This window comes from Clostridium chromiireducens, assembly GCF_003575225.1.
In the GTDB taxonomy this organism is placed as follows: domain Bacteria; phylum Bacillota; class Clostridia; order Clostridiales; family Clostridiaceae; genus Clostridium; species Clostridium chromiireducens.
In genome coordinates, this window is record NZ_QXDJ01000002.1 from 1,266,593 (window position 1) to 1,281,591 (window position 14,999).

General features: G+C 26.9%; 12 protein-coding genes. 9 read left to right on the plus strand and 3 right to left on the minus strand.

Translation table 11 applies throughout. From position 1 onward, the window contains the following. Window positions 1–33: 33 nt before the first annotated feature. The 3 genes from D2A34_RS11100 to D2A34_RS11110 form a co-directional block, all read right to left on the minus strand. Window positions 34–957: an AEC family transporter gene (locus D2A34_RS11100; protein WP_079438991.1), complete on the minus strand. Its 924-nt coding sequence runs from the start codon at window positions 955–957 to the stop codon at window positions 34–36. Window positions 958–1,086: 129 nt separating this feature from the next. Next, complete coding sequence (larE, locus tag D2A34_RS11105) at window positions 1,087–1,911, minus strand: ATP-dependent sacrificial sulfur transferase LarE (RefSeq protein ID WP_119366623.1); 825 nt, start codon at window positions 1,909–1,911, stop codon at window positions 1,087–1,089. A gap of 380 nt (window positions 1,912–2,291) precedes the next feature. Next, on the minus strand, window positions 2,292–3,332 hold the full coding sequence (locus tag D2A34_RS11110) for a galactose ABC transporter substrate-binding protein (RefSeq protein WP_079438993.1): 1,041 nt from the start codon (window positions 3,330–3,332) through the stop codon (window positions 2,292–2,294). A 291-nt stretch (window positions 3,333–3,623) separates the two neighbouring features. Between D2A34_RS11110 and D2A34_RS11115 the strand changes: the two genes are divergently transcribed. The 9 genes from D2A34_RS11115 (at window position 3,624) to D2A34_RS11155 (ending at window position 14,971) form a co-directional block, all read left to right on the plus strand. Continuing rightward, entirely contained in the window at window positions 3,624–3,989 is a 366-nt protein-coding gene (locus tag D2A34_RS11115; protein WP_079438994.1) for an arsenate reductase family protein, read from the plus strand. 510 nt (window positions 3,990–4,499) lie between these two features. Beyond that, complete coding sequence (locus D2A34_RS11120; protein ID WP_079439021.1) at window positions 4,500–4,727, plus strand: hypothetical protein; 228 nt, start codon at window positions 4,500–4,502, stop codon at window positions 4,725–4,727. 308 nt (window positions 4,728–5,035) lie between these two features. Continuing rightward, complete coding sequence (locus D2A34_RS11125) at window positions 5,036–5,443, plus strand: bacteriohemerythrin (RefSeq protein WP_079438995.1); 408 nt, start codon at window positions 5,036–5,038, stop codon at window positions 5,441–5,443. Between the two features lie 178 nt (window positions 5,444–5,621). Further along, window positions 5,622–6,710, plus strand: coding sequence for a phospholipase D-like domain-containing protein (locus tag D2A34_RS11130; protein WP_119366624.1), 1,089 nt, complete (start codon window positions 5,622–5,624; stop codon window positions 6,708–6,710). A gap of 355 nt (window positions 6,711–7,065) precedes the next feature. Next, a complete protein-coding gene (locus D2A34_RS11135; protein ID WP_119366625.1) occupies window positions 7,066–9,039 on the plus strand; it encodes a PAS domain-containing hybrid sensor histidine kinase/response regulator in 1,974 nt (657 codons plus the stop codon). Window positions 9,040–9,346: 307 nt separating this feature from the next. Beyond that, the gene (locus D2A34_RS11140; RefSeq protein WP_079438998.1) at window positions 9,347–9,928 is read left to right on the plus strand and encodes a TetR/AcrR family transcriptional regulator; all 582 of its coding nucleotides are present in this window, start codon (window positions 9,347–9,349) and stop codon (window positions 9,926–9,928) included. Between the two features lie 89 nt (window positions 9,929–10,017). Next, entirely contained in the window at window positions 10,018–11,112 is a 1,095-nt protein-coding gene (locus D2A34_RS11145; protein ID WP_119366626.1) for a GGDEF domain-containing protein, read from the plus strand. A gap of 61 nt (window positions 11,113–11,173) precedes the next feature. Beyond that, complete coding sequence (locus D2A34_RS11150; RefSeq protein ID WP_079439000.1) at window positions 11,174–12,883, plus strand: sensor domain-containing protein; 1,710 nt, start codon at window positions 11,174–11,176, stop codon at window positions 12,881–12,883. 93 nt (window positions 12,884–12,976) lie between these two features. Continuing rightward, window positions 12,977–14,971 (plus strand): PAS domain S-box protein, encoded by a 1,995-nt coding sequence (locus D2A34_RS11155; RefSeq protein WP_119366627.1) that lies wholly within the window; start codon window positions 12,977–12,979, stop codon window positions 14,969–14,971. Window positions 14,972–14,999 lie beyond the last annotated feature (28 nt).

Here is a 14,999-nt window from a genome sequence, read left to right on the forward strand (position 1 = left end):
TATATATACTTTTTGTTTCATGATTAGGATACTTTACATGATTATTTTCAAAAGTACAGGCAAGGTAAATATAGAAAATAAAGTAGTAGCAACTACAAATACAGATGCATATTCTCTCTTTATGTTAAAGCTGTCTGCAAATATGGAAGTCATTGCTGCAGCAGGCATTGAAGCAAGAATGATAACAGAATTTGAAACTATAGTTCTGTCATTTATTAATTGGGATATGAAATATAAAATTATTGGGATTATGATTAGTTTAGCAGTTAGGCCATAGTATAGGGTCCAGTCTCGTAAATATTCCTTTAATTTTATTTTATAAGACAGTGCACCAACTATTATCATGGATAAAGGTCCTGTCATGTTACCGATAGAATTAGCACTTGCTGAAATTACCTCTGGCAGTTTTAGATCGAAGATCATTATGAATACTCCAATGTAAACAGCAATAAGTGAGGGATTTTTAAGTGCTTTTAACATTTCCTTTGCTAGATTCATTTTCTCTATATTTCCTTTAAATATCATAACTCCATAGGTCCAAAGAAGAATCGTGAAAAAGATATTGAAAATTGAACCATACATAACAGCCTCAGGCCCATATACTGCATTTAGTACAGGAAAACCGATGTAACCAGTATTAGTAAATATATTTGCAAAGTGTAATATAATCCTTTTTTCATTTTTTACTGGAAACATTAACATAAAGGACGAAATTCCAATTATAGCATATGCTGAAAAGCTATAGTAAAAGGTCTTAAGAATATTAATTTTAACACCAGGATCATATTGAAAGCTAAAGGATGAAATAATCATGCAGGGAAGTGTAATATCTAATAGTATATCTGTTAAGCTTTTGGTTACCTTACTATTTATAATTCCCTTTTTACTTCCATATACGCCCACTAAAATTATTAAGAACAAAGAAATAATACTATTCATAATAGTTGGTATTTCCATTATTATGATACCTCCTAATTACGTATTATTCATATTATTCATAAGTTTAAAATATTGTGCAAGAGTTATACTGGAAATTAGAATAGTAGAGGTATACAGTTATAATGGTTAGTATAGATAGATAAACTTTTACAATAGTTTGTCCTCTTCGGATAGAGTTTCATTCATGCTTCCAGTTCTATATCCAAGTAAGTCTAAAGTAACATATGTGAAACCTAGTTTTTTAAATTCGTTACCTATACGATCCATAAATTTTTGATTATAAAATTTCTCTCTTTCAGTTGGGGCTACCTCAATTCTTGCAATTTCTCCATGATGCCTTACTCTAACTTGAGTTATACCTAAATCCAATAGAAACTGTTCAGCTTTATCGACCATAGTTAGTTTTGGTAAAGTAATTTTGTTACCATAAGGAAACCTAGAAGATAAACAAGCAAACGAAGGCTTATCCCAAGTCGGGAGTCCAAGTTCCTTAGATAATTCGCGTATATCATTTTTAGTTAATCCAGCTTCTTTAAGTGGACTTATAACATTAAGCTCCTTGGCGGCCACCATACCAGGTCTGTAATCTCCAGTATCATCAAGGTTTGAACCATCGAACACATATCTAACTCCATTTTCCAATGCGAGATTATTTATTTTTGTAAAGAGTTCTTTTTTACAATAATAACATCTATTCTTTGGATTCATAGCAAAGCCTTCAATCTCTAATTCTTCAGAGGAAATTACAAGATGTTTAGCATTAACATCCTTAGCATATTTTATTGCTTCATTTAATTCTCTTTTTGGATAAGTTGAAGAGGTTGCTGTAACAGCAATTACATTATCACCTAAAACTTCTTTTGCCACTTTTAAAAGAAAAGTACTATCTACACCTCCGGAAAAAGCTATAGCAGCACTTTCTCTTTTCTTAATAATATCCTTAAGTAATTTATATTTTTCTTTAAGTAACATATTCATTCCTCCTATTTTATTTTAAATATTAATAATAGTAAATAAATATCGAAATACTATTAGACTTTACATATATATTTACTTGGTTTTCTAGGTAAAAAGCACAATTATTTTTTCAATATTAGTGTTTATGAGAAGTGATATTTTGAAATGACAAAACGAATATTCCTACGGGTATACTATGATAATAGCATATAATATGTATTATTTTATGTCAAGTAATGGATTTTAATAAAATAAATGTCTATTATATATTAACCATTTATTTAAATAGTCATGGATATTACTCTTTTAACAAATTTATAATCGCGAAATAGAATTCTTAAATTTTATATGTTCTAAAAAATTAAGTTCATACTATATACTAATTCAATATATTATTATTTTGTATATTTGTAATAAGGTATTTTTATTGTAATTCCTGTTTCATCAAATTTAAAGTTTGTGCCGCTAATAGGATTTTTACCATAAACTAGATTCATTCCAACCTCATAAATAGCTTTTGCCTGAGTTTGCAGATCCTCAACTATAAGACCGGTCATAAAGCCCTTATCAACTAGTTCTTTAGCTTTTAATGAAGCACCAATGCCTACAACTGGAATAAATTTTGAATTACCGCCTTTATTAAAACCATATTTTTGGAGTGCTTCAATTGCTCCTATGGCCATATCATCATTATTAGATATTATTGCTTCTATTTTATTACCAAGAGCTAGAAATGAAGATTCTATTGTAGTTTTCGCACAGTCTTTACTCCAATTGCAAACAGTTGATAAAAGTTCTTGCGTTTTAATTTCATCTTCATTAAGTGCCCGTATAGAGTATTTAGTTTTGGCAATGGTAGATATATTATTTGACTTTCCTTGAAGCATCACATATTGCATCACATTATCACTGTTTTTGTCCATAATTTCTCTGTTAGAATTCCATGCATCTGCTAAAACTTTTCCTTCTAAAATACCACCTTGTTCAACATCTCCAGTTATAATAACAGCTCTTTGATAAGGTCGAATAACGTTCATAATAGATGAAACAGCAGGGAGATAGATAATTAACGGAATATTAGATTTCATAATTTTATTTAGTGTATTTTCAATTTCTTCAACTTTAGTAGTGATTGGATTAACAACAAAAAGATCGAAGCTCTCATTAAGTGCAATATCAATATTTTCATTCTCAGTAACTTGGTTTCCTTTTGAATCAAAAAAAGTAAATTCGATTGAATTTTGATTTTCTTTTTGAATATTTTCTAAGCTTTCTTTTGCAGCTGAGATAAATAAATCATTAAAATTATCTAAAAATACAGCAGCTCGTATTGGCTTCTGAATTGAGAAATTATAAGCATATGATGTGTTTTCAATGTTACGAAAAAATAATATGAATACCGTTAATAATAGTAATAATTTATTTAATATTTTCATTTAAATCCTCCAAGCATATTTAATAAATATATTTTTTATTAATATTTAGTTTAACTTTTAAGTTGAATTTTATTTAATAAATCATTTGGTAATTATATTAGTATATTAGCTGAAAAGGATTCTAGATATTATTTTAAATTTACATTAATTCCTCAAGAAAAGATATGGAAATATGAGTACGCGAGAAGGAATAAATAATTAAAAAATGTATAGAATTGTTAAAAAAAATAGAATATAATTAGTTAAATATTTATTTGAAATTTAGTATTAGTAAGAGATGGAGGAAAAGTGATGAGTTACTTATTTGTAGAATACCCAAAGTGCACAACTTGCAGGCGTGCAAAAAAATGGTTAGATGAGAATAAAGTTGATTATGAGGATAGACATATAGCGGATAATAATCCAACCATGGAAGAGCTTCAAGAATGGATAAAAAAGAGTGGGCTCCCAATTAAGAAATTTTTCAACACGAGTGGAACTTTGTATAAGGAAATGAATTTAAGCCAAAAGCTTAAGGAACTTTCTGAAGAAGATCAATTAAAACTTCTTTCAACAAATGGAATGTTAGTTAAACGACCAATTGTAGTAGGAGAAAATTCTGTTCTTGTAGGATTTAGAGATGAAAGTTTATGGAATGAAGCGCTTCTAAAACGTTAAAATAGTTCGGGGAGTTTTTTATTAAAAGGCTATAAAAATTAAATTTCATTTTTATAAGAGCTTATGGAGAATAGGCTCTTATTTATATAAATGTCGAAAAAATACAGGATAATTATTATTAATAAGTATAGATTATTTTGTAATATTATGTTATTATATGAGTATACAAAAGAAGTTAAAAATCGCATAGGACATACAGTTATGAACAAAAGATAAAATTATTCAAAATACAGAACATTCAATGAACCCCATTACCTTAACTCTCTCAAGTTTAAGATGCAGTCATAATATGACTGCATTTTAATTTGGAAATGTAGTAAAAAAATATATAAAGTGAATAAAAAGTGAAAAAAATAAAGGATTTGGTGAAAAAATGTAGAATTACTTACTGTATAAAAATAATTATTATAATGAAAGGTGATTTTTGTAGTATTAAATTTAGTTAGCTTATTATATAAGATTTAAATATTACACGAAACAGCTTAAATTATAGGTGGAAGGATGATATATATGAAAAGTTGGATTGTTAATTTAAATTTAGAATTTGTTGAAAAATATGATATACCATTTAATAGTTTTGTTATTAAAGCGGATGAAAAAGAAGATTTTCTATGTAAAATGGACAGGGTATTAATAAAAGTAAAGGAGTTAACTAATTTTCATATAGATGATATAACTCCATTTGATTATAAAGAATTACCAGAAGATATTGTTAAAGAATATGTTTTTGTAGATTAATTATATCTGTTATTTATATAAATCGAATTTAAAAGTAAACGATATTCTAAGTATTATAAAAAGTATGTGTCCAGCTTATAATTAGATATACTTATAATTTTTTTGGCATATATTTTCAGAATATTTAGAAAAAACTTAAAAGTTCGTAAAAATATTAGAGAAAGTTATAATTAGTATTAATGCATCAATTGGGAATCTATTGTCAGTATTTATTTTGTAAGGCTGTAAAGTACAAATTATTAATAATAGCAAATTAAAAAAAGAAATAAATACTAGATACTAGTTTTATCGATGAAGGAGGGGACATTATGATATTAAATTGGAACAATACATTCGCAGTAGGGAATAATAATATTGATGAACAGCATAAAGAATTATTTTATCGATTGAATAAATTATTAGAAGCTATGAAGGAAGGAAAAGGTAAAGGAGAAGTAATTACAACTTTAGATTTTCTTGAGGAATATGTGGTTAAACATTTTACTGATGAAGAGGAAATTCAAAGGAAGAATAATTATCCCAAATTGAATATACAACATAAACAACATGAAGAATTTAAAAATGAGCTGAAAGAATTGAGAAGAACTTTTGAAAGTACTGGAGTATCATCATTATTTGTAATAAATACACAACAAAAGATGGTTAAATGGTGCAAAGATCATATTATGAGTTCTGATAAAGAATTAGGTAACTTTCTAATGAAAAATACTAAATAAACAAGAAAATTTAATAAGAAATATTAATTATATTTGAGCTGAAAGTTATATATATAAGTTTAACTTTCAGCCCTTTAACATTGCTAAAATATTGATTGACGTATGTAATTGGAGTATGTAAAATTAGGGTAAATAAAAAAACAAAATCCAGAATAGTAAACAAATGAGGTGAATTTATATGAAGAATAATTTACTATACTCCGAAGGAAATAAAGAAAATAATAAATTTTCAAGAACTTTTTTGAGTGAAAAATTATCTGGAATTAAAAATATAATTAAACATAGAATAAAAAATGTAAAATCGGAAAATAAAGAAGATCTTAATTTAGAATCAGCAAAAAAGCAATTTGAAGAATTTAAGGCTAAAAAACTTGAACTTGAAAGATATGAAACTGAGTTATTAAAATATGATGATGAAATAAAGGATATGGATTATTGCTTAATAACATCTAATGATCTAAACTCAGTTATTAATTGCAAAAAGAATAGTTTATACCAAAGATTTTTTGAATATAAAAATATACACATTGATATAAAAGCTATAAATGGATTAATATTTTTTGACAAGGAAAGTCTTGCCGAGATAGAAGCAATTATAGATAAATTAGATAAAGACGAAATAACTATTGAAAAAACATATGAAATACATAAATTTAGTGTTGAAAAAATATGTGATTTATATATATGTTATGAGGATGAAAAGTATATAATAAAAAATATAGAGCCTTTGAATAAAGAAATATTGGGAACATTAAATGAAATTGCTAGTAAGTATGAAGAATATCATTTACAGAATAGGGAAATCAGAGATCATTTTATTAAAGCTTTTTCAGATGCAAAGCATGAGCTGAATATTGCAAGCCCTTGGATGAATAATTATGTTGTTAATGAAAATTTAATAGAGATGATGGAAGGTTTACTTACAAGAGGAGGAGCTATCAAAATTATCTATGGCATAGGGGAGAATAGTTCATCGTATCACTTTAAAAGAGAAAATAGTAATAAGAATAAAAATAGTGATAGAATAGCTAAAAAATTAGAAGAAAAATTTAAACATTATGGGAATAGATTTAAGATAAGAAAAGTTAATTCTCATAATAAGCTTTTAATCTGTGATGAAAGCTATTATATAGAAACAAGTTTTAATTTATTATCTTTTTCAGGAGAATATGATAGCGATTCAAAGGATACTAGAGACGAAGGAGCAACGTTTAGCACAAACACCGAAGTAATAAAAGATTTAAGGAGCAGGTATTTTAATTTCTAATTGTTAAGGCACATTCAAAAAAATAACAAGTCCATTTGCCAGCCTATTTTCCATCATCCTTCGTCACCAAATTGACCTAATAGGCCCGCTATGAGGGCAATTTACCTCCTTGCCTGATGAAAAATAATCATGGCAACTTTGGACTTGTTATTTATTTTCATGTGCCTAAAAAGAAAGTGTTAATAGCACTTTTTTTTTGTAATTGTTTATTATTTAAAGTTTCTTTTGCTTTGAATTTAATTTTATTAACTTTTTGTGTTATATTTACAATAATTTAATTATATGGACATTATTTTCTTAATAGTACAATAGATGGTATACTAGAAAAATAAACAATAAAAGGATGGTGTAAAGTATGAGTAGATCAATATTAGAAGATCTGTCATATAATAATATATTTCTTAGAGATAGTAAGATGTTTTCAAGAAGCAAGGAACTTATTGAAAATACATTAGATATTATTCTTGTGGTTGATAAAGATGGCAGGATTCTTTATGGAAATAAGAAAGCGATTGAAATATATGGATATTCATTTGATGAATTAACTAATTTAGATGTCTTTACTCTCAGAAATGAAGATACCAGGGAATTTACTCAAAAGCAATTAAATAAAGCATTAGATAGAGGAATAAGATTTAAAACATACCACTACAGAAAAGATGGATCTAAGTTTCCAGTTGAAGTAAGATCTATATATAGCAATAAGAAATCTAAAGATATGGTAGTGAGTATTATAAGAGATATTTCTGATATGGAGAAGGTATATAAAGATGCAAGAATATTTTCAATATCTTTAGATATAATTGATGATCCATTTATCATTTTTAATAAAGATATGGATATTTCTTATTGGAGTAAGGGTGCAGAAACCACATTTGGCTTCAAAAAGGAAGAAGTTATAGGAAAAAATATGAGTGAATTACTTTCAGAAGAGATATTAGAAGAATCACGAAAATTAATAGACATGCTTTCTCAAGGTAAAATAGTTAAGGATTATGAAACTGTAAGATTTGCTAAGGATGGTACTATAGTAAATCTTTCGATTTCAGCGTCACCGATTTATGATGAAAATGGGGCTTTTTCAGGAGTAACTGCGATATATAGAGATATTACTGATAGAAAATTAATAGAGAAGAAACTTGTTGAAAAGTGTGAACAATTGGAATTATTAAAGGAAAGGGCAGAATATGCCAATAAAGCGAAGTCAATATTTTTAGCTAATATAAGTCATGAGCTAAGAACGCCAATGAATGGTATTCTTGCAGGATTACAACTTATCAAATTAGAAGATAACAATGAGGAGCAAGCAAAATATATTAAAATATTAAATGACTCGGCTAATACTATGCTCAGAGTTATTAATAATCTATTAGATGTTTCTAAAATAGAATCTGGTGGATTTAAACTTAATAGTGAGAGGTTCAACTTAAGGGAAACAATAAATAATATTTATAATAGTCTTTTGATTACAGCAAATATTAAGGGGCTTGAAGTAATATATAATCTTGATCCCAATATTGATTTTGACATTATTGGTGATCAGGTAAAGTTAAAAGAGATACTATCTAATCTAATCACTAATGCCGTTAGATTTACAAATCAAGGTTATGTATCTTTCAGAGTAAAAGTGATTTCACAAGATGAATATAGTGAAAAAATTGAATTTAGGATAAAGGATTCAGGTAATGGTATAGATGAGAACTTTAGAGATAGGATATTTAATGCTTTTAGCCAAGGGGATCTATCTACGAGAAATGAATATATTGGTGTAGGATTAAGCTTATCGATCTCAAAGCATTTTGCAGCACTTATGAATGGTGATATATATTTTGAAAAAAATGAAGATAAAGGATCCTCGTTCATTTTTACCTGTGAATTTCAAAAAAATAAAACTAAGAAACATAGGTTAAAAACAAATAGTATGAGTAATAATAAAATCACAAGGGAGAAGATTGATCAAGATAAAGTGATTTTATATGTTGAAGATAATTTAATTAGTCAAGAGGTCATGGAGAGTATAATTAAAAGCAAAGGTTATAAATATATTGCTGCATATAATGGAAATGAAGCTTTACATATATTGAGAAATAATAAGGTTGATATAATATTGATGGATATACAAATGCCAGAATTAAATGGTTTTGAAACAACAAAGATTATTAGAGACGAGGGATTAGGAGGAAAACATATACCAATTATTGCAATCACTGCATATTCAATGCGCGAAGATAAAGAAAAATGTATTCAAGCAAATATGGATGATTATTTAGTAAAACCATTTGAAGTAGAAAAATTATATGAAATTATTGAGTTCAATTTAAGAAAATAAATTTAGAAAAAACAGTACTTAGAAATACGTACTGTTTTTTTAATTTAAAGATTAAGTTTATTTAAGGTATAGTGAATAAATTCCATAAATACAAGTATTATTTAAATATTGATTTTAAAACATATAATTGAAAAAGTCGAATTATAAGCGAAAATGCAATATAAAATAAATTGAATGAATAAAAATACAATGATATTATTTATGTAACGAACGTTATATAGAAATTTGTAGTAATTAATGTAAATTAAAAGGGAATAATATAAGATTATTAACTTTAAAAAGATAATTTACGAGAGGAGTAAGCATTTTGGAAAATGCAACAAGAGATAAAATATTTTATACATCTTTTAAGCTTTTCTTGGAAAATGGATATGAAGCAACTAATATCAGAGACATTTGTAAGGAAGTAGGAGTAAAAGCGTCAACAGTATATTTTTATTATAAATCTAAACAAGATTTATTTTTCTATATCTATGATGAGATTTGCAATGATTACATAAACTTTCTGCAAAGTGTGAAAGAATTTGAACAGGAAATCTCAATAAAAGAAAAATTATATATTTTACTAAAAAAGAAATTAGAGTACTATATTTCTGATATATCCAAAAGGAAATTCATCTTTAGATGTCACTTGTTTCCGCCAGAGGAAATATCAAATGTAATACGAGAAAAATATAAGTTTTATACAGGAGAGGAAAATAAAATAATTTTAGAAATTATTGGTTTGGATCAATATAAAGATAAATTTATAAATGATAATATTGAGGATTATCTAATAAAGTGTAAAAAATTAGAGAATTATTTACTTTATGAAATGATAACTTCAAATATAAAGGTAAATGATGAGGCTATTGCTAGGTTATGGGATATATATTTTGAGCTGATGTAATGTTAAAAGAAGAATGTCACTATAAATTTTATAAAAAGTTTCTATGGTATGGGTTTAAATATATTTCGTTTAAAAAAGGGAGGGTATATATGGAGATAATTAATCAAGTAAAAGAAAGGCTATCTATTTTTAAAAATTTGTATGATGTTATAAGAATTGTTGATCCTTTAAAAAAACAAACAACCATCTTAAAAGATAATGAAATACAACAATTAAAAGGAACATGTTATGCCCTATGGAGAAAGGATACCTTTTGCGAAAATTGTATATCAATGAGAGCATATTTAAATAACGATACATTCGTAAAACTTGAATACGACCAAGAGAAAATTGTTTTAATAACTGCAACACCAGTGGAAATAGAAGGAAAAATATATATTATGGAAATATTAAAGGATATCACTAAAAACGGAAGTGCACTGCATAAATTAACTGAAAACTCTTACTGTGTAGAAGAGATGATTAGCTCTATAAACGAAAAGGTAGTTAAAGATGAATTAACAGGATTATATAATCGAAGGTATATAAATGAGAGGCTGCCTGCAGACGTTAAAAATAGCAAAGTTAGTAACATACCATTATCTGTTATCATGGCTGATATAGATTTCTTTAAAAATATAAATGATAAATATGGACATGTTATTGGAGATAAGATATTAACTGATTTCTCCAATTTAATACTTAACTCAATAAGAAACAACTCAGACTGGGTAGGTCGTTTTGGAGGAGAAGAATTCATAATTGTGTTAAATGGGACCGAGTCAAAGAATGCCTATTTAGTTGCGGAAAAGATAAGGAAATTAATTGAAGATAAAGTATTTACTTATGAAGATATTGAAATTAATATAACAGCAAGCTTTGGGGTATATAGTGTTAAAGATAACAATATAAGTATCTCAGATGTGTTATTAAATGTGGATAGAAATTTATATAAAGCCAAAGCTAGTGGTAGAAATAGAACAATCATAGATGAAGGAACATGTGAAGAGAGACTTGAGGGGATAAAACAAAAATCTATCAAGCTAGTTGAACTGAATAGACATATAAATGAGATAAGAGAACTTTTAAATGAAGCATGTTGCATGACTGCGACTGAAGAAACTATAAACGATAGATTACTTATTAGTCAATATTTAGATGAACTAATAGTTCAATACATGAAAGATTTAAATAATTTAAATTAGAGTTCATTGGTAAAGAAGAAAATAAAAGTAAACCTACATAAGGAGCGCAAAGAATTTTAGTATGAAAATAAAAAATAATGATTTAGATTATACAGAAATACTTGAAAAGTATAAGAAGGTAGTAGATGAAGTAAGTATTGCAGTTTGGGAGTGGAATATTAAGGAAGATAAGTTTTTTGCCTCAAATGAATGGGAAAAAATCACCGAATGTCATTTTAATAATTTGTTTGATTTTATCGGAAAAATAGTAATACATGAGGATAGAGAAAGAGCTATAAATGATTTGAACTTTTTTATTGAAGGAAAAATATCTTTTTATAGAAGCCAATTTAGAATTATAACTGAAAAGAATCAAGAGAAATGGATATTCTTCAAAGGAAATATGGTAAAAGACGAGAACGGAGAAGTAATAAGCCTATTTGGAGTGGCAAGTGATATTACTGAAGTAAAGAAGACTCAAAAGATATCTAGTGAAAGTGTATATTATGATTCTCTTACTAAACTTCCGAATAGAGTTTTATTTCTAATGGATATTAAAGATATTTTAGATAAGACCATCAAGCTTAATAAAGAAGGAGCAATAATTTTTATAGATTTAGATAATTTTAAAGCTATAAACGATACTTTAGGCCATGATTATGGGGATTTGATGCTAAAAGTTTTTTCACAACTATTAAGTATATGTGTTAAGGACTATGGTAGGGTGTATAGAGTTGGTGGAGATGAATTTATAGTTCTTATAGAAAAAATAAATTCCATAGAAAACTTAAAAAAGTTTTGTGATACATTATTAAACTATTGCAAAAAACCATTTGAACTTAATGAAAAACAGATATATGTGACAGCAAGTATAGGAATATCGCTTTTCCCACAAGATAGTGCTGATATGAATGATTTGATGAGATTTGCAGACTTAGCAATGTTTAAATCTAAAGAATATGGGAAAAATACATATACATTTTTTGAGGAAGCTTTAAGTAAAGCCTATTCACGAAGGATACTGATTGAAGTTGAATTAAAAGAATCAATTAAAAATGAAGAGCTATTCATTGTATATCAGCCACAAGTTGATGCTTTAGAAAATAGGATAGTCGCATTTGAAGCTTTGCTAAGATGGAACAGCAAAAAACTGGGATTTGTATCCCCTGCGGAATTCATACCTATAGCAGAGGAAAGCGGGATAATAGTAGATATAGGTGAATGGGTATTAGATAAAGTCTGTAAAAAGATTCGTGAATTTAAGGATAAAAAATATGAATTTAACAATATAGCAGTCAATGTTTCTCCTATTCAGATTAAAGAGACGAATTTTAAGGATAAGATAATAAAAGTTTGTAAAGAAAATGAGATACCTTTAAATTTGCTTGAAATAGAAATAACAGAAAGCACTTTGATTAAATTAAATAATCAAAAAATTGCTGACTTACATGAGCTTATCAATAAAGATATAAATATCTCTATTGATGATTTCGGGACAGGTTATTCCTCTTTAAGTTATCTAACAGTTTTACCTATAAATACTCTTAAAATAGACAAATCTTTTATAGATAACATTGAAAGCGAAAAAAATAGAGCTGTAATAGAATGTATTTTAAATCTATCTAAAAGCTTAAAATATAAGGTCATAGCTGAGGGAGTTGAATTAAGGGAACAACTTCAAGTGCTAATGAATTTGGGATGTAATGTAATTCAAGGGTACTATTTTAGTAAACCAGTTTGTGAAGATGAACTTGAAGAAATGATGAAAATCAATAAAAGCATATCAAATTAATTGTACACTTGAGGATAAACGTGTCCTTATAACAATACAATGTTAAGTTCCGATCTGCTACATTGATGCATTTAAAGCTTGGGGGTAAAAGGGATGAATGGTGAAATAAAAAAAAATTATGATGATTTACAAATATATCAAACTGCATTACTTAATGCAAATGATATTATAATTCTTTTTTCAAGTGAGGGAAAGATTTTAAAGGTTAATTTGAAAGCTATAAATTCTTATGGATATGAAGAAGATGAATTGCTTTCCATGAATATATTTGAACTAAGAAATAAAGAAAAACTTGATATAGCAAATACACAGTTTGAAAAAGCTAAATTAGGTGAAATTGAGTTTGAGACTATTCACTATAGAAAAGATGGTTCAAACTTTCCGGTTGAAGTTAAATCAATAGGTGTAGAGATTAATAAGGGCATATTTGTTTTAAGTATAATAAGAGATATAACCAACAGAGTAAAAAATGAAGAAGAGATTAGAAAATTAGCTTCCTTAGTTGAAAATACAGATGATGCAATCATAGGAAAAGATTTAGAAGGTGTTATAACAAGTTGGAATCTAGGTGCAGAAAAAATATATGGGTATAAAAGAGAGGAAGTATTAGGTAAACATATATCAGTAATAATTCCTGAAGATAAAATTAATGATTTTTGTGAAATAATGAAAAAAATTAAAAATGGAGAAAAAATTAAAGGATTTGAATCTAAGAGAAAAAAGAAAAATGGTGAATTAATAGATGTTTCCATTACAGTTTCACCCATCTATAATTTAGCTGGAAAATTAATTGGAGCTTCTAATATTACAAGAGATGTAACAGAAAATAAAAAAGTAGAAGAAGAACTGAGAGAGAAATATGAGGAGATATCATCTTTATATGAGGAACTTATTGCAATTGAAGAGGAGCTAAGGTCTAACTATCAGGTGTTAGAGGAAGCGAAGGGAGAGGCAGATAAGGCAAACCAAGCTAAAAGTGAATTTTTGGCTAATATCAGCCATGAAATTAGAACTCCTATGAATGGAATAATTGGAGTAATTGATTTACTTAAGGTAACTAAGCTCAATAAAAATCAGAAAGAATATTTAGAGATGCTTAGTTATTCATCTAGAGTACTATTAGGAATTTTAAATACCATATTAGATATTTCAAAAATAGAAGCTGGTAAATTTGAACTTGCTGTAAAACCATTCGATATAAAAAGGACTTTAAATAGAATTACTAAAGAATTATCTTTAGCTTGTAATAACAAAAATTTAGAAGCTTCTTATTACATAGACCCATATATAAATTATAATTTGATAGGAGATGAGATTAGATTAAATCAAGTTTTAATAAATCTTGTTAATAATGCTATTAAATTTACTAAAAGTGGGCAAATTGTTTTTAAGGTCAAAAAAATAGAGAGCACTAATAACAAGTTAATTTTGGAATTTTCAGTACAAGATACCGGTATTGGGATAAAAGAAGAGTTTAAAAATGATATCTTTAAAAGATTTGTTCAGCAGGATATGACTTCTACCAAAAAGTATGATGGTACAGGATTAGGACTTGCCATTTCAAGAGATATTGCAAAGTTAATGAAGGGTGATATATGGTTTGATAGTGTTGAAAATAAGGGAAGTACTTTCTATTTTACAGCTGAATTCTTAATGGATTATACAAAAAATTATAAAGAGACAAGTTGTGATTTACAAGATAATAAAATAATTATTAACAAGACTAAAAAAATATTAATTGTTGAAGATAATGAGATAAATATGAAGATAGTTTGTGCAATGGTAGAAAAATTAGGATATGAATTTGAAGGTGCATATGATGGTAGAGAAGCTTTAGAGAAATTAAAAGATAATTCATTTGATTTAATCCTTATGGATATACAAATGCCAGAATTAAATGGATATGATGCAACTAAAATAATTAGGGCAAATGAGATAAAAACAATGGTGCATATTTATATTATTGCTATGACAGCTTATTCTATGAATGGAGATAAGGAAAGATGTATCGAAATAGGAATGGACGATTATATATCTAAACCATTTGATATTGATACGCTAAAAAATACAATATTAAAATATATATAATATTAGCAATCGATGAAAATAAGAAATT